Here is a 23,004-nt window from a genome sequence, read left to right on the forward strand (position 1 = left end):
GATCAATTCGGTTTCTTTACTTTTTTCTTTTTTATCAACGTGTCTATCCCCACAAACGCGTTGGCCAATGCGATCAATAACGTGTTGTCTCGAGCATCCAGAATGCCATCGCCATCAGCATCTGCCTGGCTTCGTACAGTGTCATAACCCTTGCCTTGACCGGAGGAAGTAACGAAGCTTATAAATTCGACATCTCCCTTTCCAGCATTGAGCTTGGTGTTCCAGAATTCCACCATGACTTCAGGACTGCTGTCGCCCATCAGTTCATCGGTCGATAACTTTATTTCATAATTAGCCATCTTCTCAATCCTCTTTTATTGATTGAGATGCCAGTACTGCCCGCTTCTCCGGCACCTGTGTAAGTCAGGTGTTATTACAAGCGCTAACCAGGCTTTACCAATCTGCCAATTCAGAAACCTTTTTCCTGAAGGCCAGTGCCAGAACAGTCAGCACTTCCTCATCCCTTCCCAGTTCACCGCGAATATGGTGTGTGCCGTGGGGATGCAACCTCACCCAGGCCTGTTCTTGCAGGTCGTCGTCCTCGAAAAACTGGATGGCTATTTCAGGATGGTCGTGTTGCTCGATATCTTCAGCCCACAACCGTATCTCGTACTTGGCCATCACCCACCTCGTTCTCAGGTAAATGCGCCAGTACCCGATAGCCGAGTTGGCGTCCCGCTACACTAGGCCTGAAGAAAAAGTGCGTCTACTGACAGAACTGACAGGTGGTTCTTTGTACAGTGTGCATAACATCTGACGCGGGGCGTTGATCGCAAGTATGAATACTGTCCGGACAAGCGGCGGACGCCGCTTGCCCTTGAGCATGTGTAAGTTCAGTCTGCTGCCCGATGCCTGCGTTTGTCGGCCAGGCGGCTTCGTCCGTACAGAATAGCGATGGCTGTCAGGGCGACGGCCTGTGCGCCAAGCGAGTACAGGTCGGCGTGAATGCCCAGCCAGTCGAATTCGAAGAACGGAACCGGACGTGTGCCGAATATGCCCGCTTCCTGCAACGCCTTCACGCCATGCCCGGCGAAGACCACCGACAGTGCGCAGAGCAACGCGGCGTTGATGCCGAAGAACATCGACAGGGGCAGTTTTGCCGAGCCGCGCAAGATGATCCACGCCAGACCCACCAGCAGCACCAACGCTGTGGCACCACCCGCCAATACTGCATCGTGACCGGCCGGGCCTGCCTGCAACCAAAGGGTTTCGTAGAACAGGATGACTTCGAACAGCTCCCGGTATACCGAGAAGAAGGCCAGCACCGCGAACCCGAAACGGCCGCCGCCGCCGACCAGGCTGCTTTTGATGTAATCCTGCCAGGCGTCAGCGTGACGACGGTCGTGCATCCACACGCCTAGCCAGAGCACCATCACGCTGGCAAACAGCGCCGTGGCGCCCTCCAGCAACTCGCGCTGTGCACCACTGACATCGATGACATAAGCCGCCAGCGCCCAAGTACCCAGGCCGGCCAGCAACGCCAGGCCCCAGCCCACATTGACGCTGCGCACCGCAGACTGTTGCCCGGTGTTGCGCAGGAACGCCAGAATCGCTGCCAGCACCAGAATCGCTTCCAGCCCTTCACGCAGCAGGATCAACAGGCCCGAAATATAGCTCAGCGACAGGCTCAGGCCATCGCTGCCCAACAGCCCCGCCGATTGCTTGAGTCTGGCTTTGGCGACCTCCAGTTTTTGTACGACCTGCGGAAGCGGCAAGCTGTCCTGCAGCGACTGCCGGTAAGCCATCAGGCTCTTTTCAGTGTCCTTGCGAACGTTGGCGTCCACGTTGTCCAGCGAGCTTTCGACCAGCTCGAAGCCTTCGAGATAAGCCGCTACTGACAAGTCGTAGGCCTGCTCGCGGTCACCTGCCTGATAAGCGGCCAGGCTTTTGTCCAGCGTTACGCTGGTGTAGTCGAGCAATTGCGCCGGACCGCGCTGCACTTGTGGTGGCTGTGCGCGTTGAGCACGAAAGGTCGCTGCAGCATCGGAGCCTTCGGCTGCCAGGACTTCTGCCGGGGTCTGACGCGCCAAGTCGGCAATGTTGAAGGTTTTTGTGGCGTTGGCCACCGGTTGCGCGCTGAAACTGGCGATATAGGTGGCAATGTCCCAGCGCTGACGATCGTCCAGCTGATCAGCGAACGCAGGCATGTCGGTGCCAGCGATGCCCAGCCCGAGCGAGCTGTAGAGGTCGTACAGGCTCAGGCGGTCCAGGCGCGCCGTATCACGCAGGTTGGAAGGTGCCGGCTCCAGGCCGATGCCTGCAGGGCCATCACCGGCCCCTGTATCGCCGTGACAGACCGAACAATGTTGGGCATACAAGGGCGCGCCACGCGCAGGGTCCGGCGTGATGGCCGGTGCCTGGCTGACTTCATAGGCCGCCGCCAGTTTCGCGGCCAGTTGCCGGGCCTGACGGGCGACGCGAGCGCCGTCCTGCCGATCACTGACTGCACGTGCCAGCTCAGCGATGCCTTGCTCCAGTTCCGCACGCTCGGCACGCTTTGGCAGCGTCAGGATCAGCGCCTGTAGCGTGGTCAGGGCATCGGTCTGCCGTTGATAGCCGGTTTCGGCCACAACCTTGCCATCTGCCACCGCTGAAGGGTAATCGGCGCTGAGATAGTCCAGCAGATGCAATGCCTGAGCTGCGCCCTCGACGGGGTCGGCCAGCACGCCAAGGCTGCACAGCGTCAGTAACGGCACTAACAGCCATGCAAGGAAACGAGAACGGAGGGGCATTGCAGAATCTCAGTAAGAATGCGATGCGTTGCATTGTTAACTCAGCCAGAGCGCTACTCAAGAGTGATGACAGGTTTTTGTTACTGAATTTTTCAGGAAGGGCTGGAAAACCCAGTCACGTTGCCGACAACAGGTGGGTTGGAAGTGGGAAAAGTCTGAAAGACATGTGAGATATCAAAATGCCATTGCTTTAAACGTTTCGCAGTTTATACTCCCGCGCTTTCGCCACCACCTTGATTTGGTTGTGTAAACGACACTCAGACAGCACTGCTGTTTGATCATGGACTGCATGGCAGGCGCCTCTCGCCTCTGCAATCACTAAGGGAATAGAACGCACCATGTCTTCTCCTCGTGCCTTGACCGCGCTCGTATTGATCATTGCGACGCAATTGGCAGGCTGCTCTGCTTTTCGTAGCTACGACGCAGAACTGAAGGAAACCAGCCAGCAGCTGGCCAGCGGCAATGTTGACGCTGCACTGGGTTCGCTGGAGAAAAACAACACGGGCGAAGATAAAGACCTTCTCTACTACTTTGAGAAAGGCGAGCTGCTACGCGCCAAAGGCGATTTCAGCGGCAGCCAGATCGCATGGCGCACGGCTGATCGGACGGTGTTCAAGTGGGAGGAGTCAGTCAAGCTCGATACCGACAAGTATCTGGCCAGCTTCGGCAGCTTTCTGGTGAACGACAAGGTGCGTCGCTACGAAGGCTACGACTACGAAAAAGTCATGTTGACCACCCAGATGGCGCTCAACCTGCTGGCTCGCAACGACTTCGAAGGTGCCCGGACCGAGATAAAGAAAACTCACGAACGCGAAGCGGTCATTGCCGAACTGCGTGACAAGCAGTACCTGAAAAGCGAGCACGAAGCCGAGAATCAAGGCGTTAAAACCCAATTCAAGGAGCTGCGTGGCTATCCGGTGGCCTTGCTTGACGCCCCGGAAGTCATCAGCCTGAAAAACAGCTACCAGAGCGCGTTCAGTCATTATCTGGCGGGCTTTGTCTATGAAGCGCTGGGCGAAAAGGGCCTCGCTGCGCCGGGCTATCGCAAAGCGGCCGAACTACGGCCCAACACACCATTGCTGGAACAGGCCATCAAGGATCTCGACGCCGCTGTCAGCAAGGACGGTAACAGTGAGGTGCTGATCATTGTGCAGAGTGGCTTTGCCCCTGCCCGTGGTTCGGTGAGCATTCCATTGCCGCTGCCGATCAGCGGAAATCTGGTCATCACGCCGTTGTCTTTCCCGGTCATAACGGCGGATACCACCACGCCGACGTTCAACCAGATCGTGCTGGACGGCCAGCCACTCAATCTCACTCTGCTCAACAGCACCACAACCATGTCACGCCGTGCGCTGCGTGACGACATGCCGGGCATCATCCTGCGGACCACGGTGCGCGCCATCACCCGTGGTGTTGCGCAAAAGCAACTCAACGACGTCAACCCGCTGGCAGGTCTTGCGGTGGGAATTGCTTCGGCCGTTACCGAAGGTGCCGACACACGTACCTGGCGCACGTTGCCGGACAATACGCTCGTCGCTCGTTTGCGTCTGACGCATGGCGAGCATCAGATCATCCTGCCCAACTCACTGGGCGGTTCTCACGTGCGGGTCAAGGTCGATCAACGCTACCAGGTGGTTTCCTTGCGTGCCTTGGGTAGTCAGGTGTTTGCGGGCAGTCTCGCGGCGCAGGTCAATCCGTCGAACGTGCCGCAGGCCATAGCCACCGCCAAATAACCCTGAACGGAGACTTTCCATGTGCATGAAGTATTTCGGCGTGCTGGCGCTCGCCCTGCTGGCTGGCTGCGCTACCCCGCCGCCGCCCGCTCCGGGCAGTGCTGCCAGCAAGGTAGTAGTGATGGGTAACATGAAAAATATTGAAGTCGGGGCCATGCGCGTTGCACGCGAAAATGGCTTCCTGACGGTCAAGGCACAACTGACCAACACCAGCAGCCGCAACAAGATGATGTATTACCGCTTCGCCTGGCTGGGCAACGATGGCTTCCCTGTTGCCGATGAAGAAAGCTGGAAAAGCATGACGCTGTATGGCTCGCAAAGCGCCGTGCTGCCAGCCATTGCGCCGGTCCCGCGCGCTACCGATTTCCGCATCGAAATCAATACGCCTTGAGCTCATAGCCCATTTTTCGGTTCTGGAGAATCAAACAATGCTGTTCAAACGTTTTTGTTTCATCGCTGCCGCTGCACTGCTGATTAACGGCTGTGCCAATACCTCACCGGGTCTGGGCAGCAAGAACATCAGTTACGGCGACACCAAGGCTGTCGAGACAATCACCAATGAGTTCGGCTCTACCGATCTGCAAATGATCGCGGAAAGCATGACTCGCTCTCTGGCCCAGTCAGGCATCCTGCAAGGGCGCCCGGTTGTCCAGGTCTACGATGTGAAGAACAAGACCAGCGAGTATATCGACACCCGTGAAATCACAACGTCGATCAAGACCCAGTTGATGAAAAGCGGCACAGCCCGTTTTGCCAGTGATGACAACCAGATGCAGAACCAGGTCGATCAGCTCAAGCTGCAAAACCAGAGCGGTCTGTACAAGAAAGCCACTGTTGCCAAGACCGGCAATATGATCGCCGCCAAATATCGCCTGGAAGGCTCGATCAGTTCCATCGTCAAGCGCAGCGCCGACTACAAGGACGTCTTCTACAAGTTCAGCCTGCAATTGGTTGACGTCGAAAGCGGTCTTGCAGAGTGGATGGATGAAAAAGAAATTCGTAAAACCACGGAGCGTTAATCAATGCGCACATGGATCGGAATTATCAGCTTGGTCTGCGCCATAGGGGCGCAGGCGGCCCCGAAGGTGGCAGTGACGGATATGGCATTTCAGGAGCGTGTGGAGCAATACATCCATACCGTTTCTGCACGCTCCACCCTGAGCGCGGATTACTACAGTACCCGAGCGTCGTCCAGTTATGACGAATACGAGTCGCGGACCAGCTATATCGAGCAAAGTGAGCTGCGCAAATTCAGTGGTGACATCAAGGGCGAGATTCTAAAGTCCGGGATGTTCCAGTTGGTGCAGGGTACGCCTTACACCACTGGCTCCAAGGAAGATGTCTACGACGTTATCAAGCGTATCAAGGACGGCCACTTCAAAGGCGCGGACTATGTGTTGTTCGGGACTGTCTCGGACATCGACTTTCGCGAGGACGTCGGCGAAATAGCCAACACCAATAGTCATTCGGCGATTCTTGGACTAACCCTTGTTGCCGATTTCAGCCTGATCAACACACGTACTTTCGAGGTCACCTCGGCCTTCACCGCTATGGGTGAGGGGCAGGACACAAAGCTGGTGAACGGGCGTGACATCAAGGTCTCGCACAATCGCGGTCTGGTTGTTCGGGAAGTCTCAAGGTCCATCGGTGAAGACGTCACTCGTCAGTTACGTGAGCAGTTGCGTGGCGAGATCGGGTTCACCGAACGACGCGAGCCACAAAATAGCCTGCCGAGAGATGAAGCACCGCGAATCTTGCGCTAGCAGTGCAAGAGCAACCCAGGTCAGCCAGACGCGCCTCGGTAATGCTCAACCATGAAGTCGATGAAAGCGCGTACCCATGGAGATACGTAGCGGGTTTGCGGGTAAAGCGCATGATAGCGACGCTGCCCAAGGCTCCAGTCGGGCAGAATTGTCACGAGCTGCCCTTGCGCCAATGGTTGTCTGACAGTGATGTCAGTGAAGGCAGCAATGCCCGAACCTGCCAGTGCAGCAGCGTGCAAGGCTGCAATCGAATCGCTGCGTAGCATGCCTGCTGGCCTTATGCGCTCAGGCTGACCCGTGGCCGAGGTCAGTAGCCATTCTGCATGGCTACCAGAGAACCCCAACAACTGATGATGCTGCAAGTCGTTTGCTGTGCGTGGCAGACCATGGCGAGCGATATAGCCAGGTGACGCCACCAGACGAACCTCCGATACGGCGAGAAGCCTTGCTGCAAGGGTGGTATCTGTCAAAGACTCTGCGATACGCAAAGCCAGATCAAACCCTCCCGCGACCAGATCGACAAACCGGTCGCTACAACTCAACTCGAGACGTATCTCCGGGTAGCGCTTCTGAAAAGCAGGCAACCAACTGGCCAGCTCCAGAGTGCCGATGACCATCGGTACACTGATTCGCAGGGAGCCGCCAAGCTTTTGGCTGGCACACGAGACTGACAGCGCTGCCTGATCCAGACGGTCGAGTATGTCGATACAGGCCAGATAATAGTGTTCTCCGGCACTGGTCACACTCAGATGGCGAGTGGTCCTGTTTACCAGTTGCGCACCCAAGGCGTGTTCCAGTTGCTGCAAGTGCCTGGAGATCGTCGAATGTGTGGTGTTCAGACGCTCTGCTGCCAAGGAAAAACTCCCGGCCTCGACGAGGCTGCGAAAAGCCTTGATGGCGTGCAACTGGTTCAAGAACCTTCCCCCGATGTGCCTAGCGCAGAGACAACGCTGTGATACGGTCTGTCGACAGCACATCCCCGAAGGTGTCTTCAATTTCAGTCAGGGCTGCCTGATGCAGTTGCTGGCTGGTCACGGAGTTGCCATCAAACCGGGTTATCGCCCGAGTGGCCGATGCATCTGCGGCTACCACTACAGTGTAGCCCAGCGGGGTTGCATCCCTGGCGGCTCCGGCGACGCACGCATGAGTCATGAGGCCTGCCAGAATAACGGTCTTGATTCCGCGGGCTTTCAGCTGACTGTCCAGGTCAGTACTGGCGAACACGCTTACGGTGCTCTTCTGTACATGTTGGTCTTGAGCACGGGGTTGCATCAAGGGATGGAATTGCGCTTCGTGACTCCCTTCGGCAAACAGCGGTGAGTCTTTCGGCGCTACGTGCTGGACATGAAACACCGGGATGCCCGACTGATCGGCAAAGTCGATCAGGCGTCGGGCGTTGTCGAGCGCCTGTATGCCATCCGGGATTGGTAACTTGCCGGTGAAGTACTCGTTCTGGAAGTCGATTACCACCAACGCTGTGGTCGCTGCCTGCAAATGATCGACAGGCGAGACGCCCGACAAGGCGCGCAAGGTGGGGTGTGTATTGCCTTCACTGGATGCAGCAACGGAAAGGCTGGCACCGAGCAGTCCGAGACCTGCCATAAACAGTTTGAGAGGCTTGCCAAACCAGCGAGTGGCGGGCTGAGTAAAGGCGATCAGGGTATTTGAAAACATGTTGGCGAACCTGTGGGTGAGGTGAGAGGCCACTTTAGAAGCGCACGTTTTACGTAGCCAGCCATCAACCCGAACAGATCTTGTTCCTGATTTGCACAGACAAAAAGAGAACATGTCCCTTTTTCTTGTAGGAAACGCCTTAAAAAGTTGAATGTTATGGAATGTTCATTTGCCCCCTGAGGGCGCAAGCGCGCAACAATGAGCTTTCATGAGCGCAGAATAAGTGGCTACGCCGTGCCGCGATGCAACGTCGCCAGGAAGCCCGCCGCGCCCACGAACAGGCTTGCAAAGGTGCGGTTCAGGCGGCGTTGCTGGCGAGGTGTCTTGAGCAGGCGCAACACTTTCGACGCCAGCCCGGTGTAGCCCGCCATGACGATCAGGTCGACCACGACCATGGTTGCGGCGATGATCACGTACTGGATCAGCAATGGCGCAGCCGGATCAATGAATTGCGGCAGAATCGCCAATATGAAAACCATTGCTTTGGGGTTGCTGATATTGACCAGAAAGCCGCGCATTACCAGTGTCATCGGTTTGCCGACGGGGCGCACGGCAGATTCGTCGCCAAGGTCGGTGGGCGGCGCACGCCACTGCTTGATGCCTAGATAGACCAGGTACGCCACGCCAAACCACTTGATCAGTGTGAACGCCATCTCGGAGGCTGCCAATATCGCGCCAAGCCCTGCCGCGATAATCGCTATTTGGGCCACCAGTGCGATCTGCAGGCCCAAGGCATTCCAGTAGCCACGCCAGAAGCCGTATTGCAGGCCGCAGGACATCGAGGCGATAGCGCCTGCGCCGGGAGAAAGACTGATGATCCAGCAGGCCGCGAAAAAGCCCAGCCACGTTTCAAGCGCCATGACGCACCTCAAGCAAAGTCGAATGCCCGATAAATTAGTGGTTAATGCTTGGGAAGGCTAACTGTTTTCAATCCTGCTCATCCGGCTGCTTTGCGACCACCATCTGCGGAAACAGATCGCTGCCGCGCCAGCGACGCACTGACTTCTGGAAGAACTGGCTATTGGGCACCTGAACCAGCGCGCCGCCGGCTTCTGGCGTCTCGATAAGCGTGGTGAACATCAGGTTGATGGCGACGACTCGGCCTTTCACGCCGGGCTTGTCCAGTGTGTCGACCAGCTCAACCATGTCGCCGATGCGGAACGGCCCGATGGTGAAGATCAGAATGGCGCAGAGCAGGTTCGACAGCACGCTCCACATTGCGAAGAACGCAACCGCCGCCACGGCCACGAAGCCGGAAAGCGCCGTCCACAGTACTGTGGCTGAAACCCCTAGCCTGCCCAGCACGAACACAAATGCGCTGCCCATGATCAGCCAGCGCAGCCCTCCGCGAACCGGCACCAGCAGCTCTGGCGGCAATGGATAACGCTCTCCCAGGCCGGTGAGAAAACCACCCACGACCCGCTGCAAAACATAACCGGCCAGCAGGATCAGCAGAATTTGCACGCCGATCAGCACAGGCTCAATCCAGTAGGCGGATATCTGCAACCCCAAGACTTCCATCAATCCCTTGCCTCGCTCACGACAGTGCTTCCAGTTCTGCCTGCATGGACTCAAGCAGTTCCAGCGCCTGCATCCACGCGTCCTCCAGTTCGGACTCGCGCACTTTCAGCTTCGCTTGCTCGGCCAGCAGATCGCGTAGTTTGTCCTTGTTGGCAGCGTCGTAGTTGGCGCTGTCGGCCAGTGCCTCTTCGACTTTGGCGAGCTTTTCGTTCACCAACCCCAAGTCGCGTTCCAGCTTGTCGGCTTCACGCTTGTGCGGGGCCAGTTGCTGACGCAACGCCGCAGCTTGCTGGCGCTGGGCTTTCTTGTCGGTCTTGTCGGCGTTGACCGGCGTGGTGCTGACCGGCGCGTTACGCAAACGGTAATCCGCCAGCCAGCGCGTGTAGTCGTCCAGATCGCCATCGAACTCCTGCACGCGGCCGTCGGCCACCAGCAGAAAGTCATCGGTGGTGCTTTTCAGCAAGTGTCGATCGTGAGACACCACCAGTACCGCGCCCCCAAACTCCTGCAGGGCCATGGTCAGCGCCAGGCGCATTTCCAGGTCCAGGTGGTTGGTCGGTTCGTCGAGCAGCAACAGGTTGGGTTTTTCCCAGGCAATCAGTGCCAGCGCCAGTCGGGCTTTTTCGCCACCGGAAAAATTCAGCACCGGTTCGTCCAGACGCGCGCCCCGAAAGTCGAAGCCGCCGAGGAAGTCGCGCAGTGTCTGCTCGCGTTCAGTGGGCGCCAGACGCTGCAAGTGCAGCAATGGCGTGGCCTTGGCGTCCAGTGAGTCGAGTTGATGCTGGGCAAAGTAACCGACGGTGAGGTTTTCGCCGCGGACCAGTCGCCCACTCTGCGGCTCAAGCTCGCCTGCGAGGTTCTTGATCAGCGTCGACTTGCCCGCTCCGTTGGGACCGAGCAGGCCGATGCGCGCGCCAGGCGTCAGTTGCAGTTTGACCTTCTCCAGTACGGTCTTGTCGCCGTAACCCAGACGCGCGTCGGACAGGTCCAGCAAGGGGCTGGAGATCTTGTCGGACTCACGGAAGACGAAGTTGAACGGCGAATCGACGTGCGCGGCGGATAACTCCTCCATGCGCTCCAGCGCCTTTATGCGGCTCTGGGCCTGACGGGCCTTGGTGGCCTGGGCCTTGAAGCGCGCAATGTACTTCTCCATGTGCGCACGTTGCACCTGCTGCTTCTCGTACGCTTGCTGCTGCTGAGCGAGACGTTCGGCGCGGGCCCGTTCAAAGGCGCTGTAGCCACCACGATACAGAGTGATCTTGCGCTGCTCGACGTGGGCGATGTGATCGACAACGGCATCGAGAAAGTCCCGGTCGTGGGAAATCAGCAGCAAGGTGCCGGGATAACTCTTGAGCCAGTCCTCAAGCCAAAGAATGGCGTCGAGGTCCAGGTGGTTGGTCGGTTCGTCGAGCAGCAGCAGGTCCGAAGGGCACATAAGTGCCTGCGCCAGGTTCAGGCGCATCCGCCAGCCGCCGGAGAAACTGCCGACTTGTCGTTCCATCTGTTCGTTGGTGAACCCCAGACCGGCCAGCAGCTTGCGCGCGCGCGCATCAGCGGTGTAGCCGTCGGCGCTGTCGAGCTCCGAATGCAGACGCGCCTGAGCAGCCCCGTCCTGAGCCGCCTCGGCTTCGGCCAGCGAGCCCTGCACTTCGCGCAGACGCTCATCGCCATCAAGCACGTAGTCCACCGCCATGCGCTCAAGGGTATCGACCTCCTGGCGCATGTGAGCGATGCGCCAGTCAGCGGGCAACAGGCAATCGCCGGCGTCGGGCGTCAGCTCGCCGCGCAGCAAGGCAAACAGGCTGGATTTACCGGCGCCATTGGCACCGATCAGACCGGCTTTATGGCCGGCGTGCAGGGTCAGCTCGGCGTCTTCTAGCAGACGTTGCGGGCCACGCTGTAAGGTAAGGCTTTGAAGTCGAATCATAATGGCGGCGGAGTCTACCAGCTTCGTCCTGAACAGGTGGATCACTATGCCTTCAGCGCTCTGGAGTTTCACCCTCGATTTCTACACCCGGCCGGGTGTGGAGCAGGCTTGTCTGACGCTGCAAGCCAATGGGGGCAACGTGTGCATGGTGCTTTGCGGGGTCTGGCTTGGCACGCGTGAAGTAGCCTGCAACGCGCAAAGATTGCTGCAAATAAGACAACTGGCGACGCCTTGGCACGACGATGTGGTGCGTCCGCTGCGGGATTTGCGCAATGAATGGCGAAATGCGGCGCTTGAGGACGCTGCGCTTGGCGGGCTGCGTGCGAAGGTCAAGGCACTGGAACTTGAAGCCGAGCAGAGTCTGATGCTGAAGCTCGAGGGGCTGACGGGGGACTGGCCGGCTGGCGAAGCAAGGGATGCGGAGGAGTGGCTGATCGGGCTTGTCGACAGTGATGCAACCTGGCCAGCAGAAGAAAACCGCAATGCGCTGCATGTGCTGCGCATTGCGGCGGGTCGAACCGACGACCAGGCTTAGGAAGCGCTGGTTGGCGTCACGCTGTCGGCAGGTTTTGCCGGTGCAGCGGCTGGAGCCGCCGGCGCAGATGCTGGCTTGGCAGCGGCAGGTGCCGCCGGTTTCGCCGCAGCAGGCTTGGCTGCTGCTTTCGCAGGTACTTTTACCGGCGCTTTGGCAGCCGGCTTGGCGGCGGCTGGTTTGGCTGCAGTGCTGGCAGTAGTTTTGGTCGCGGGCGCTTTGCTTGCGGCGCTTCTGGCTGCGGGTTTGGCAGCGGCAGGCTTGGCGGCAGCAACTGGTTTGGCGGCAGTTGCTTTAGCGACAGCGGGCTTGGCTGCTGCGGCAGTCCGGGTAGCAGGCTTGGCCGCCGCTTTCACTGGCGCCTTGACTGCTGCTGGTTTGGTTACTGGTTTTGCAGCCAGTTTCGCAACTGCTGAAGGCTTGGCAGCGGCAGTTTTAGCCGGTGCCTTTACAGCTGCCTTGGCTGGTGCTTTTGCCGGCGCTTTTGCGGCCGGTGCCTTGGCAGCGACTTTTGGCGTGGCAGGCTTGGCGCTGCGAGTGGTCAGGATTTTACTGACGGCTTCTTTCACACGACCAATACCCTGTGCCAGCTTGAGGCTTTCTTGAGCGTCGCGCTTGAGGTGCAGAATGTAGGTGCGTGTTTCAGTCTGGCGCTCTTTGAGTGCATCGAGCAGTTCTTCAAGTTCAGACACGGCGTCTTTCGCCTTGGTCTGTGCCTTGGATTTTCCGGCGGAGGCAGCATCCTGCAGCTTGATGCGGGAATTGTGCAGTTTCTCCTGCGCCTTGCCGCGTTGTTTCTCAAGCTTGGCGAGCAGTTTTTCAGCATCAGCCAAAGCTTGGGAACAGGCGTCTTCCAGATGTTCAAGCAAGCTGCCCGATAATTGTTGGAGCAAATGCAACGGAGTATTTACTGGCTTCTTTTTGGCCGACATGACTTACCTCCTGGGTGACGAAATTGCGGCTCATACTAGGCTTCTGCGCGCATCGCCGCTAGGGCATCTTGACACCACTAACGATGCGCTGTTGCATACTGCAAAAAATGATTGCTCGATACGATGCGCAGGCATTGTGAAATTCACTTCGCAACACTCGTCACTACACGCCCTGGCGCTGGCATAATCGCTGACTTCCCAGGCCGGAGAGCATTAATGTCGCGCTACCTGTTAACGTCGTTGTTCCTCTTGCTACCCTTGGCCCAGGCCGCCGAAGCACCATCGGCCAATGACAGCCATGATCTTGCATACAGTCTGGGAGCCAGTCTTGGCGAGCGTCTGCACCAGGAAGTCCCCGATCTTGATCTCAAGGCGCTGGTCGAAGGCCTGAAGCAGGCCTATCAGGGCAAACCGCTGGCGCTCAAGCAAGAGCGCATCGACCAGATTCTGCGTGAGCACGACGCAGCGGTTGCGCAAGCCGAGACTGCAGGTACGGATGCGCCGACTGAAGCGGCATTGGGCGCGGAGCGGCGTTTCATGGAAAGCGAGAAGGCCAAACCGGGCGTGAAGGTACTGGCCGATGGCATTCTCATGACTGAGCTGACCCCAGGCACAGGCCCCAAGCCGGATGTGAACGGCCGGGTTGAAGTGCGTTATGTGGGTCGCCTGCCGGACGGCACGATTTTCGATCAGAGCACTCAACCTCAATGGTTCAGGCTCGACAGCGTGATCAGCGGCTGGACCAGCGCCCTGCAGAATATGCCGACTGGTGCGAAGTGGCGGCTGGTAATACCGTCGGACCAAGCCTATGGCGCCGAGGGCGCAGGTGACCTGATTGATCCGTTCACGCCGCTGGTGTTCGAAATAGAACTGGTCGCGGTTTCACAGTAATCAGCCAGCTGGCGTTCAAAAATGCAAAAAGGGTGCGAACGCACCCTTTGGCAACGGTATTTCTCTGGAGTGTCGGCGCAGTGATCGTTCAGACCTGAGCGGCGATGTCTTCTTTGTGAGACGTGTGCAGCACTTCGATCAGGCAGTCTTCGAGTTCGAAGCGTTCGTGCAGCAGGCGCCCCAGTTGGTTGAACTCCTTGGCCACCACAGCAGCGTCCGAGCAATCGCCCTTGTCGCAACGGTCATTGAACGTCAATGCAAACTTGGTGATCACGTCCAGGCGGGGGTAGATCGTATCCGCCAGTTCAAGCCCGCGCTCATCATTGAACGCCCGGGCCTCGTCACCCAGTTGCTCATACACTTCAAAGTGCCCGGCCGAGACGTAGTCTACCAGGATGCCGCAAAAATTCTGCAGACCTTCACGATCGGCTGCCAATGCTTCGGGTGTGTCACCCAGTGCGTCGTAGGCTTCGATCAGTTCGAGGCGGCTTTGTAGCCAGCGATCAATCAGCTTATTGACCCCGCCCCAGCGTTCCTGCGCATTCTGACAACTTTCCAGCATGGTCTTCTCTCTTCCCTTTAGGGCGTGCGGTCCTGTACCAGCCTGTTGATCAGGCTTTCGCCTGACGGGGCGTCAGGACAGCCTGTTTCCAGTGACGCGTGCGGCCCAGATTATGCCCGCTCGACTAGCCCATCAAGGTACGCAGGAGATAAAGTTCATACAAGCGTTTAATGCGCGCCCTGCCCCTGGTCTTTCAGCCAGTGACTGAATTCGCTGAAAAGAGGGTACAGAGGCAGCAGAACCAGGCCTGTGAACGCCAGCAGGCTCCACTCGGGCAGGCTGATACCGAACAGTGACCAGGTAACCTCTGCGCAGAGCATTGCGTCATGTCGCAGGCGGTCAACGCACGTGTCCAGGGAAAGCAGGCCCAGTACGTATTCCAGCCTGGCAATGAACGGGATCAGTTGATCGGCTGAAGCCGTTTGCAGCCAGACCTGAGCACCTGCCGTGCATGCACCCGCGAGGGCGATCAGCAACAGCCAGAAGCTGTAGCGGCGCCAGCCTTTGCAGCCTGGCGCGTGGCAGGCGGCTGCCAGTGCCAGAAGACCGCAGGCGACAAACAAGGCCCGCTGTACGACGCACAGCACACAATGCTCAAGACCAAAGGCTTGCTGGAGAAAAACAGCGGTTCCGATGATCAATGCACATGCCAGGGATGCCAGAAAAAACAGAAAGCGTGAACGAGCCAGATACATGGCAAATCCGTAACAAAGGACGAGGCGATTACGGTAGAGGAAAGGCCTCGGCGCTTTCAAGGTGGCTGCGTACGGATGCGTCGCTGTTTACCGAGGAAAACAATCACGCTGCAATGCGGTTATTTTACTCATCGACGTAGGAAGGTTCCTGCGTGCCAGTGCGCAAGGTTGCAGGGCAGGTAAAAAGAGCCCTTGAACAGGGCCCTCGGGCATCTTTATGCCTTGGTCAGCGTGGGCAACGTCCGTGACAGAAGACGTTCGTCGAGCAGACCCAAACCTTCCTGAAACAGTTTATTGCTTCTGTCCGTTTCACCCAGTTGCGCCAGCAGGCGAGCCAGCTCCGCGCAGGTTTCCGGGTTTCGTTCGAGACGCAGGCTGCTTTCCAGATAATCCCTTGCCTTGCCCCACAGTCGGCCTTGCAGGCAGATGCGCCCCAGGCTCAACAGCAGGCTTGGATCGGCAGGGTGATGTTTGAGCCAGCCTTCCGCGACCTGCAACTGCTTCAACGGATCGCCGCCGCGTACCAGCCCGTATAGTCGTGCAAGGGGGCTGTGATATTCACGTTTGAGCGCAACGCGCAGCACTTCTTCAGCCTGAGCTTCGGCGCCCAGACGACGCAACTGATCGGCATACGCTTGCACCAGTTGCGGTTCCTGACGCTGCGCTGCGCTAAGGCCTTGCCAGGCTTTTTCCAGCGAAGGCAGGCCCGTTAGTGCGCCATCGGTGTCGTCGCGGTAAGCGGCGAGCGTGAGGTTTTCGCCCCAGGCGCGGCGCTCCAGTTCCGCCAGCTCCTTGGGCGGCAGGACCTTGTCCTTGCGCAGCTCGGGCATCAGGCGAATCAGATCGGACCACTCTCCGCGCTGCTGATACAGGCGCTGTAACTGGCGAAGAACCTGAGGGTTATGCGGATGACGCTGGTGCATCGCCTGCAGCGTAGTGAGCGCGCCATCGGTATCGCCACGGTCCTGCTGCAACTGCGCGTGGTTCAGGGCGATGGCCAGCTCTGCCTGCGGCTGACGCTCCAGGGCGCGCTCCAGCAGAGCGTCGCAGTCTTCGTAGCGACCCTGTTCGTTGGCTGCGCGAGCAGCACCGATGTAGTAGAGCAGAGGGTGAGCATCAGCTTCAGCCGCACGTTGCAGATGACGCTGTGCGCTGGACCAGCGGCCTTCAGCCAGGTCCATCTGACCTTGTTCGATCGCCAGCTGCACTCGACGGCTGCGGTTACGGCGCGACCACGGGTTGACCACGCCTCCCGATGTCGTCAGCAGCGTTATCACCAACCTGATGGCGGCTATCACCAGCAGGACGGCGACCAGCAGCGCCAGCGTCGCCCACAGGCTCGATTCGTAGCGGAAGTTCTGATAGGCGATCAGCACGTAGCCGGAATGTTCAGCGACTGCAACACCGATCAGCGCCGCAGCGACGATAGCGATAAACAACAGCACATAGAAGCGCTTCATCGGCTGGCCCCTTGCTGCGCCTCGGCTGGTTTGCCGGCGGCGTGGCGGCGTTCAAGGTAAGCCTGAACCGCACTCAGGCTTGGTGCCAGATCAGGAGTCTTGACCGATACCGGCTGGCTGGCCAGTGCATCAAGGCCCTGAACGAGTGCCTTGCCTTGCGGGTCGTCCTGATCGAAGTTGGCTTTCAGGACACTCTGCGCCTCTGTGATGGCTTTGCTGTACACCTCAGGCTCGCCGTTAAGCGCTGCCCATTGTGCCTGCTCCAGCGCCAGGCTCAGGGCCAGACGAACCTGCGCCAGGCTCTGCCCTGCCAATATCGGACGAATGTCTTTGTCGGCGTTGAAGTCGACACGGAAATAACGGGAAATCTGATCCCACCACTGCGACCAGCGGCTTTGCTCGGTCTTGTCCGAGGTCAGGCCCAGAAGCGACTCGCCCTTGTCTTCATACTCGGGGGCCAGCTTGTTGAGCTGCGTGACCTGATCGCGCAAGGCAGCCAGTTGCAGGAACAGCCCTGTACGGTCTGGCTGCTCGATGCTGTGCAGTGCAGCAAGGCTTTTGGCCAATTGCTCGCGGGCAGCAAAAGATCCCGGATCGTCTTGTTCGCGCAGAATTTCATCGGCGCCCTGAACCAGCGCCTTGGCGCTGTTTATATCCTGAAGCGCCGAGAGGCGCAGGCTGGCCAGACGCAACAAATGCTCGGCTTCGGCCAGGCGCCAGTCCTTGCGGCTTGCCCCGAGAACGGTTTCGAGACGCTGGCTGAGACGCTGCTGATCACCCTGCAATTGCGCGACCAGGCGACGGCTGTCTTCCAGTTGATCGGCAGGAGGAAGCTGCGCAAGACGCGCACTCAGTTGCTGGTCATTCTGAGCCAGCACCAGTGTCTGTTCGGCGATGTCTTCGACCTGGCCGCGCTGCTGCTGGTGTCCGGCCTGGAGCATGCGCAATTGCCAGACGCCCCAACCCGCCACGGCGATACCGGCGATGCCCAGCAATAATGCGAGGAAGACCAGCCCGCTGCTGCGGGCTCCGGTCCGCTCGACGCGCACCGGATCAGGCGTGGAGGCAGGCGTTTTCAACACCGATTCTTCGTCTTTAGGCAAGGCTGTTTCGCTCACGTATCCCATCCTTTGCATTTTGGCGTAATAGCGTAAACGACAGGTGTCGATCAATACGCCTTGACGGCAGGCTCGGGTTGATCCCGTAACGCTGCCAGCAATGCCGCGGCGCTGGCGCCACGGCAATCAATAACTGTCCGGGCACCCGCTGCACGGGCGATGCCGGCAACTCTGGGGCTCGGAACAAACAACGGTAAACCGGCCAGGTCCGGCCATGAATCACCGGCCAGTTGAAGCAAATGTTCAAAACCCTGCCCACTGCTGACCACCAGCCCGTTCAAGCGTTCCACCCTCACACGTTGCGCCAGCGCTTCAGGCGCGTACTGCGGCAGGTAACGGCGATACAGCGGCAGGTAGTCAACCTCCACCCCTTGCTCACGCAGTTGTTCGGCCAGCAGCTCGCGGCCTTCGTCACCGCGCATTATCAGCACGCGACTTCCCGGTACGGCAATCGCCTGTTTCAGGCGCGGCAGCCCTAGCAAGGCTTCGCTGTCGTCGCCCTGTGCTGGCCAACTCGCATCAAGGCCGTAGTCGATCAGTATCTGTCCTGTCGCTGAACCCACGCTGAACCATGGTTGCATGGGCGGCTGCGGCCACACTTCATCAATCATTTCGATGGCCAGCCGCGCTGCGGGTTTGCTGACCACGATCACCGCACAATAATTGAGCAGGTCGAAAATGATCGAACGCTGCGCGGGCGTCAAGGGTAAAGGCTCGGTTTCAAGCAAGGGCAGACTGCTGCTGAAAATGCCGACCTCGGCCAGCACGGTTGCCAGTGCAGCCGATTCCTCGGCGGGACGGGTCAGCAGCAGGCGCCAGGTGCTCATTCGTTGTTGGCCTCGCCGTAGACAGCCTTGAGGATCTTGGCGGCGCCTTGGGCCAGCAGGGCTTCGGCGACTTCTACACCCAGCGCCTGCGCTGATGTCTGCGGGGCGCGGGCCTCGGCATGCAGCAGCACACTGCCGGAAGGGTCGCCGACAAGCCCGCGTAACCAGACATCGTCGCCTTCCAGAATGGCGTAACAGGCGATCGGCACCTGGCAGCCGCCATTGAGGTGCTTGTTCAGCGAGCGCTCGGCAATCACCCGCACAGCAGTGTCTTCGTGATGCAGGGGCGCCAGCAGGGCGTGGATTTCGGCATCGACGCTGCGGCATTCGATGCCTACTGCGCCCTGCCCCCCTGCGGGCAGGCTGTCTTCAACACTGATCGCCGAAGTGATCCGGTCTTCGAAGCCGAGGCGGATAAGGCCAGCAGCGGCGAGGATGATTGCATCGTATTCACCGGCATCCAGCTTGGCCAGACGGGTATTGACGTTGCCACGCAGGAAGCGGATCTGCAGGTCGGGCCGACGTGCCAGCAATTGGGCCTGGCGACGCAGGCTTGAGGTGCCGACGACGCTTCCGGCTGGCAGCGCCTGCAGGCTGTCGAAGGTATTGGACACAAACGCATCGCGCGGGTCTTCACGCTCGCAGATGCAAAACAGGCCCAGCCCCTGAGGGAAGTCCATCGGCACGTCTTTCATGGAGTGAACGGCGATGTCGGCCCGATCTTCCAGCAGCGCTGTTTCCAGCTCTTTGACGAACAGACCCTTGCCGCCGATCTTCGACAGAGGCGAATCAAGCAGCTTGTCGCCGCGGCTGACCATAGGCACCAGCGTGACGAGCAGGCCGGGGTGCGCCTGTTCAAGGCGGCTCTTGACGTATTCGGCCTGCCAGAGCGCCAGCGCGCTCTGGCGGGTGGCGATGCGGATTTCGCGAGTGGACATTGAACAATCCGTACTGAGTAGATGCCACGGATAATAACAGCTCAGCCGGTACAGCTTCAGCGTTGACTGAAAACGCGCGGCAGCGCACTGATTCCGATTGGCGAATCGGCCAGTGGCTGGAAGGGCTGACAAGGAGGGTTGAGGACCGAGTTGCCGGAAAACACACAGACCTGACATGTCGATCAGTTTTGTGACTCGGTCTCGGCGTTCCGGGCTCTCGGGCGGCTTCCCTGTCGGGGCCCTAGAGCTGCTGCATCATTTTGCGAACGCCCGCTACATGCCGACGGCTGACGATCAAGGCATCGCCATTGAGACCCTTGAGGAACAATTGAAAATGCCCCAGCGGGGTACGTTGCAAGCGTTCGATTCGCTCACGCGCCACCAATGCATTGCGATGGATACGCACGAATCGGTCGCCGAACTCGTCTTCCAGCGCCTTCAGCGGCTCGTCCAGCAGCACCTCTCCACCTTCATGGCGCAGCGTGACGTACTTGTGGTCGGCGATGAAGTAGATCACCTGGTCCAGCGGAATCAGTTCGATGCCTTTACGGGTGCGAGCACTGATATGGCTGCGCGGCCCTGAACCTGTTTCGGCGGCTGGCCGGGTCAAGGCTGCCAGCTGTACACGGTTTGGACGTTCAGCTTTTTTCAGTGCTTCAAGCAGGTGCTCGGGGCGCACAGGCTTGACCAGATAGCCGACCGCACTGACCTGAAAGGCTTCCAGGGCGAATTCGTCATGGGCAGTGCAGAACACCACCGCGGGCGGTACTTCCCGCTCGCACAGTTTGGCAGCGACCTGCAGGCCGTCGAGGCCCGGCATACGGATATCAAGCAGTACGACATCGGGTTTATGGCTTTCGATCAGCGCCAGGGCTTCTTCACCATTGGCGGCGCTGGGTTCCAGTACTCGATAACCCTCTATTTCATTGACCATGCGGCTCAGTCGCTCGCGGGCCAGGGGTTCGTCATCAACGATCAGGACATTCATATAGCTCTGGCTTCCTGCGTGAGTCTCGCACAAGGATAGCGTAGACAGGTGTAGTGACGACCGTCACGGCGCTCCACGCTCAGACTGGCGTGCGGACCAAAAAGTGCCGCAATACGTGCGCCGATGTTTGTCAGGGCCTGCTGAGTACCGTTGGAAGTCTGCCGGTTGGCAACTTCTTCATAGGGATTGCTGACGATCAACATGAACTCCCCCCGTTCATAGTGCGCTTCGACTGTTACAACGCCCCCGTCGACACGCGGAGCAATGCCATAAATCAAAGCGTTTTCCAATAATGGCTGCAAGGTTAGCTGGGGAATCGGCAAGTCATCAGGAATTGCACTCACCCTCCAGTCCAACTGTAGACGCTCGCCAAGACGATATTGCTCAATCGATAAATATCGTTTTGCCAATGCGAGCTCTTCGCTCCACGTAATCAGGCTGCCCGGCTTGGCCAGACTGGCACGAAAAAGGTCTGAAAGGTCCAGTACCGCCTGCTCGGCCTTGACCGGGTTACTGGCAACCAGGCTCGCGATACTGTTGAGGGTGTTGAACAGAAAGTGCGGGCGGATGCGCGCCTGCAGCGATTCGATCCTCGCCCGCAGCTCGCCCTGCTGCTGTTTGCGCCACTGACTCTGCAGGTAGAAGTAGCGCAGCATCAGTGCCGACATGATCAGCGCAATGGTCGAATAACGCAGGTAGCGTTCAACCATCCCACTGACCGAGATCCTGCCAGTAAGCTGACACACATCTGTCACGGCGGTGCATAAAAGAGTGAGACCGACCACCAGCAGGCAACTGAGCATGCCCGCCAGCCCCGGCGTAAGGCGCGCCAGCCAGGGTCGCAGACCACAAAGCAACGCAGCCGACAGCAGCACGATCCATTGCACGAACAGCGACATCAGTGCCAGGCGTACCCAGTCGAAGCCTGCACGCATTGGCTCGACCAGGACCAGCACCACCACCAGCAGCTCGGACAGAACGACGAGCACCAGCAATGCCTGGGGCAGGCACAGTTCGGGGAGGAAAAAGTCTTTGCCGGGGGTGGGGCCAGCGTCGTGCTTCACAGGTTGGGTTCGCATGGCTCCAGTCTCGGCCTTGGCCTCGTCAGCGGCAAGCGCTCCGGGGATAAAAAAGCATTAACCCTGTTATCATCGCTACCGCCCTTGTGCCAGGTATCGGGCATGCCATTTTCTGTTGAGCAACGAGTGAATCCATGAGCACCGACAAGACCAACCAGTCCTGGGGCGGCCGCTTCAGTGAACCCGTCGACGCGTTTGTAGCGCGTTTCACTGCCTCCGTCACCTTCGATCAACGTTTGTATCGCCACGACATCATGGGCTCCATCGCCCACGCCACCATGCTGGCCAAGGTGGGCGTTCTGACCGACGCCGAGCGCGATACCATCGTTGAGGGCCTGAACACCATCCAGGCCGAGATCGAGGCTGGCAGCTTCGAATGGCGCGTCGATCTGGAAGACGTGCACATGAATATCGAAGCACGCCTGACCGATCGCATTGGCATCACCGGCAAGAAGCTGCATACCGGGCGCAGTCGCAACGATCAGGTGGCCACTGACATCCGTCTGTGGTTGCGTGACGAAATCGACCTGATCCTGAGCGAAATAACACGCCTGCAGAAAGGCCTGCTGGGCCAGGCGGAACGCGAAGCCGAAACCATCATGCCCGGTTTCACGCATTTGCAGACGGCGCAGCCGGTTACCTTCGGCCACCATATGCTGGCCTGGTTCGAAATGCTCAGCCGCGACTACGAGCGTCTGGTGGACTGCCGCAAGCGTCTGAACCGCATGCCACTGGGCAGCGCTGCGCTGGCAGGCACTACCTACCCGATCGATCGTGAACTGACCTGCAAACTGCTGGGTTTCGACGTGGTGGGTGGCAACTCGCTGGACGGCGTATCGGATCGCGATTTCGCCATCGAATTCTGCTCGGCAGCGTCCATCGCCATGATGCACCTGTCGCGCTTTTCCGAAGAACTGGTGCTCTGGACCAGTGCGCAATTCCAGTTCATTGACCTGCCGGATCGCTTCTGCACGGGCAGTTCGATCATGCCGCAGAAGAAAAACCCTGACGTGCCTGAACTGGTGCGTGGCAAAAGCGGCCGCGTATTCGGTGCGTTGATGGGTTTGTTGACCCTGATGAAAGGCCAGCCTCTGGCTTACAACAAGGACAATCAGGAAGACAAGGAGCCGCTGTTCGACGCAGCCGACACCCTGCGCGATTCGCTGCGTGCGTTTGCCGACATGATCCCTGCGATCAAACCGAAGCACGCGATCATGCGCGAAGCGGCTCTGCGCGGGTTCTCGACCGCGACTGACCTGGCCGACTATCTGGTACGCCGTGGCCTGCCGTTCCGTGATTGCCATGAAATCGTCGGTCATGCCGTGAAATATGGCGTGGAAACCGGCAAGGATCTGGCGGAAATGAGCCTCGAAGAGCTGCGTCAATTCAGCAACCAGATCGAGCAGGACGTGTTTGCCGTACTGACCCTGGAAGGCTCGGTCAACGCCCGCAACCACATCGGCGGCACTGCACCTGAACAGGTCCGCGCCGCCGTGGTTCGTGGTCAGGAGCTACTGGCCGGGCGCTGAATACAGCCAAAGAGAGCGTGAGGAACGATAACCCCAACTATTGTGCCCACAACTATCGTGCCGATGCTCCGCGTCGGCATGTCTTTCTGGACGCTCTGCGTCC

The 23,004-nt window shown here is 59.0% G+C and carries 24 protein-coding genes; 7 read left to right on the forward strand and 17 right to left on the reverse strand.

Translation table 11 applies throughout. The features are described 5' to 3' along the window. Positions 1 to 2: 2 nt before the first annotated feature. From ALO43_RS04490 to ALO43_RS04500, 3 genes are all read right to left on the reverse strand, one after another. Positions 3 to 299: a hypothetical protein gene (locus ALO43_RS04490; RefSeq protein ID WP_005894700.1), complete on the reverse strand. Its 297-nt coding sequence runs from the start codon at positions 297 to 299 to the stop codon at positions 3 to 5. A 94-nt stretch (positions 300 to 393) separates the two neighbouring features. Continuing rightward, complete coding sequence (locus tag ALO43_RS04495; protein WP_005894697.1) at positions 394 to 621, reverse strand: hypothetical protein; 228 nt, start codon at positions 619 to 621, stop codon at positions 394 to 396. A gap of 212 nt (positions 622 to 833) precedes the next feature. Continuing rightward, complete coding sequence (locus ALO43_RS04500; protein ID WP_024691227.1) at positions 834 to 2,732, reverse strand: cytochrome c/FTR1 family iron permease; 1,899 nt, start codon at positions 2,730 to 2,732, stop codon at positions 834 to 836. A 338-nt stretch (positions 2,733 to 3,070) separates the two neighbouring features. On the opposite strand from ALO43_RS04500, the gene ALO43_RS04505 reads away from it, so the two are divergent. From ALO43_RS04505 to ALO43_RS04520, 4 genes are read left to right on the forward strand one after another with little or no spacing between them, the layout of a single operon-like run. After that, positions 3,071 to 4,465 (forward strand): COG3014 family protein, encoded by a 1,395-nt coding sequence (locus ALO43_RS04505; protein WP_032619075.1) that lies wholly within the window; start codon positions 3,071 to 3,073, stop codon positions 4,463 to 4,465. A 19-nt stretch (positions 4,466 to 4,484) separates the two neighbouring features. Further along, positions 4,485 to 4,856 carry a YcfL family protein gene (locus ALO43_RS04510; protein WP_024670010.1) on the forward strand — a complete coding sequence of 124 codons (372 nt, stop codon included), beginning with the start codon at positions 4,485 to 4,487 and terminating at the stop codon, positions 4,854 to 4,856. Between the two features lie 37 nt (positions 4,857 to 4,893). After that, positions 4,894 to 5,484 carry a penicillin-binding protein activator LpoB gene (lpoB, locus tag ALO43_RS04515; protein ID WP_005894686.1) on the forward strand — a complete coding sequence of 197 codons (591 nt, stop codon included), beginning with the start codon at positions 4,894 to 4,896 and terminating at the stop codon, positions 5,482 to 5,484. 3 nt (positions 5,485 to 5,487) lie between these two features. Next, positions 5,488 to 6,228, forward strand: coding sequence for a hypothetical protein (locus ALO43_RS04520; protein ID WP_005894683.1), 741 nt, complete (start codon positions 5,488 to 5,490; stop codon positions 6,226 to 6,228). A 20-nt stretch (positions 6,229 to 6,248) separates the two neighbouring features. Here ALO43_RS04520 and ALO43_RS04525 read toward each other — a convergent pair whose 3' ends face one another. The 5 genes from ALO43_RS04525 to ALO43_RS04545 all read right to left on the reverse strand — a co-directional run bounded on the left by ALO43_RS04525 (position 6,249) and on the right by ALO43_RS04545 (position 11,350). Beyond that, positions 6,249 to 7,142, reverse strand: coding sequence for a LysR family transcriptional regulator (locus tag ALO43_RS04525; RefSeq protein WP_053479921.1), 894 nt, complete (start codon positions 7,140 to 7,142; stop codon positions 6,249 to 6,251). Positions 7,143 to 7,161: 19 nt separating this feature from the next. Continuing rightward, positions 7,162 to 7,902, reverse strand: coding sequence for a cysteine hydrolase family protein (locus ALO43_RS04530; protein WP_054997177.1), 741 nt, complete (start codon positions 7,900 to 7,902; stop codon positions 7,162 to 7,164). A gap of 227 nt (positions 7,903 to 8,129) precedes the next feature. Next, positions 8,130 to 8,762 carry a LysE family transporter gene (locus ALO43_RS04535; RefSeq protein WP_054997178.1) on the reverse strand — a complete coding sequence of 211 codons (633 nt, stop codon included), beginning with the start codon at positions 8,760 to 8,762 and terminating at the stop codon, positions 8,130 to 8,132. A 67-nt stretch (positions 8,763 to 8,829) separates the two neighbouring features. Next, positions 8,830 to 9,423, reverse strand: coding sequence for a mechanosensitive ion channel family protein (locus ALO43_RS04540; protein WP_005894672.1), 594 nt, complete (start codon positions 9,421 to 9,423; stop codon positions 8,830 to 8,832). Positions 9,424 to 9,439: 16 nt separating this feature from the next. After that, a complete protein-coding gene (locus ALO43_RS04545; RefSeq protein WP_053479956.1) occupies positions 9,440 to 11,350 on the reverse strand; it encodes an ATP-binding cassette domain-containing protein in 1,911 nt (636 codons plus the stop codon). Between the two features lie 46 nt (positions 11,351 to 11,396). On the opposite strand from ALO43_RS04545, the gene ALO43_RS04550 reads away from it, so the two are divergent. Then, positions 11,397 to 11,885 (forward strand): TIGR02444 family protein, encoded by a 489-nt coding sequence (locus tag ALO43_RS04550; protein ID WP_054997179.1) that lies wholly within the window; start codon positions 11,397 to 11,399, stop codon positions 11,883 to 11,885. On the opposite strand, the gene ALO43_RS04555 is transcribed toward ALO43_RS04550, so the two are convergent. Beyond that, entirely contained in the window at positions 11,882 to 12,814 is a 933-nt protein-coding gene (locus ALO43_RS04555) for an AlgP family protein (protein ID WP_053479917.1), read from the reverse strand. The genes ALO43_RS04550 and ALO43_RS04555 overlap by 4 nt on opposite strands. Positions 12,815 to 13,030: 216 nt before the next feature. On the opposite strand from ALO43_RS04555, the gene ALO43_RS04560 reads away from it, so the two are divergent. Beyond that, positions 13,031 to 13,705, forward strand: a complete 675-nt coding sequence (locus ALO43_RS04560) for an FKBP-type peptidyl-prolyl cis-trans isomerase (protein WP_005894656.1) — start codon at positions 13,031 to 13,033, stop codon at positions 13,703 to 13,705. Positions 13,706 to 13,793: 88 nt separating this feature from the next. Here ALO43_RS04560 and ALO43_RS04565 read toward each other — a convergent pair whose 3' ends face one another. The 8 genes from ALO43_RS04565 to ALO43_RS04600 all read right to left on the reverse strand — a co-directional run bounded on the left by ALO43_RS04565 (position 13,794) and on the right by ALO43_RS04600 (position 21,372). Then, entirely contained in the window at positions 13,794 to 14,267 is a 474-nt protein-coding gene (locus ALO43_RS04565) for an Rsd/AlgQ family anti-sigma factor (RefSeq protein ID WP_005894653.1), read from the reverse strand. Positions 14,268 to 14,434: 167 nt separating this feature from the next. Next, positions 14,435 to 14,962: a disulfide bond formation protein B gene (locus tag ALO43_RS04570; RefSeq protein WP_005894651.1), complete on the reverse strand. Its 528-nt coding sequence runs from the start codon at positions 14,960 to 14,962 to the stop codon at positions 14,435 to 14,437. A gap of 215 nt (positions 14,963 to 15,177) precedes the next feature. Then, a complete protein-coding gene (locus ALO43_RS04575; protein ID WP_005894648.1) occupies positions 15,178 to 16,422 on the reverse strand; it encodes a heme biosynthesis protein HemY in 1,245 nt (414 codons plus the stop codon). Beyond that, positions 16,419 to 17,540 carry a uroporphyrinogen-III C-methyltransferase gene (locus tag ALO43_RS04580; protein ID WP_005894645.1) on the reverse strand — a complete coding sequence of 374 codons (1,122 nt, stop codon included), beginning with the start codon at positions 17,538 to 17,540 and terminating at the stop codon, positions 16,419 to 16,421. Before ALO43_RS04580 ends, ALO43_RS04575 begins: the two co-directional genes overlap by 4 nt. Positions 17,541 to 17,590: 50 nt before the next feature. Beyond that, positions 17,591 to 18,367: a uroporphyrinogen-III synthase gene (locus ALO43_RS04585; RefSeq protein WP_024691108.1), complete on the reverse strand. Its 777-nt coding sequence runs from the start codon at positions 18,365 to 18,367 to the stop codon at positions 17,591 to 17,593. Beyond that, on the reverse strand, positions 18,364 to 19,305 hold the full coding sequence (hemC, locus tag ALO43_RS04590) for a hydroxymethylbilane synthase (protein ID WP_005894637.1): 942 nt from the start codon (positions 19,303 to 19,305) through the stop codon (positions 18,364 to 18,366). Before hemC ends, ALO43_RS04585 begins: the two co-directional genes overlap by 4 nt. Before the next feature lie 241 nt (positions 19,306 to 19,546). Further along, entirely contained in the window at positions 19,547 to 20,293 is a 747-nt protein-coding gene (locus ALO43_RS04595; protein ID WP_054997180.1) for a LytR/AlgR family response regulator transcription factor, read from the reverse strand. Then, positions 20,290 to 21,372 carry a sensor histidine kinase gene (locus tag ALO43_RS04600; protein WP_005894632.1) on the reverse strand — a complete coding sequence of 361 codons (1,083 nt, stop codon included), beginning with the start codon at positions 21,370 to 21,372 and terminating at the stop codon, positions 20,290 to 20,292. The genes ALO43_RS04595 and ALO43_RS04600 overlap by 4 nt, the downstream gene beginning before the upstream one ends. Positions 21,373 to 21,506: 134 nt before the next feature. Between ALO43_RS04600 and argH the strand changes: the two genes are divergently transcribed. Next, positions 21,507 to 22,901 carry an argininosuccinate lyase gene (gene argH / locus ALO43_RS04605; protein ID WP_005894629.1) on the forward strand — a complete coding sequence of 465 codons (1,395 nt, stop codon included), beginning with the start codon at positions 21,507 to 21,509 and terminating at the stop codon, positions 22,899 to 22,901. Positions 22,902 to 23,004: the final 103 nt, after the last annotated feature.

The sequence above is a fragment of the Pseudomonas tremae genome (assembly GCF_001401155.1).
Classification (GTDB): domain Bacteria; phylum Pseudomonadota; class Gammaproteobacteria; order Pseudomonadales; family Pseudomonadaceae; genus Aquipseudomonas; species Aquipseudomonas tremae.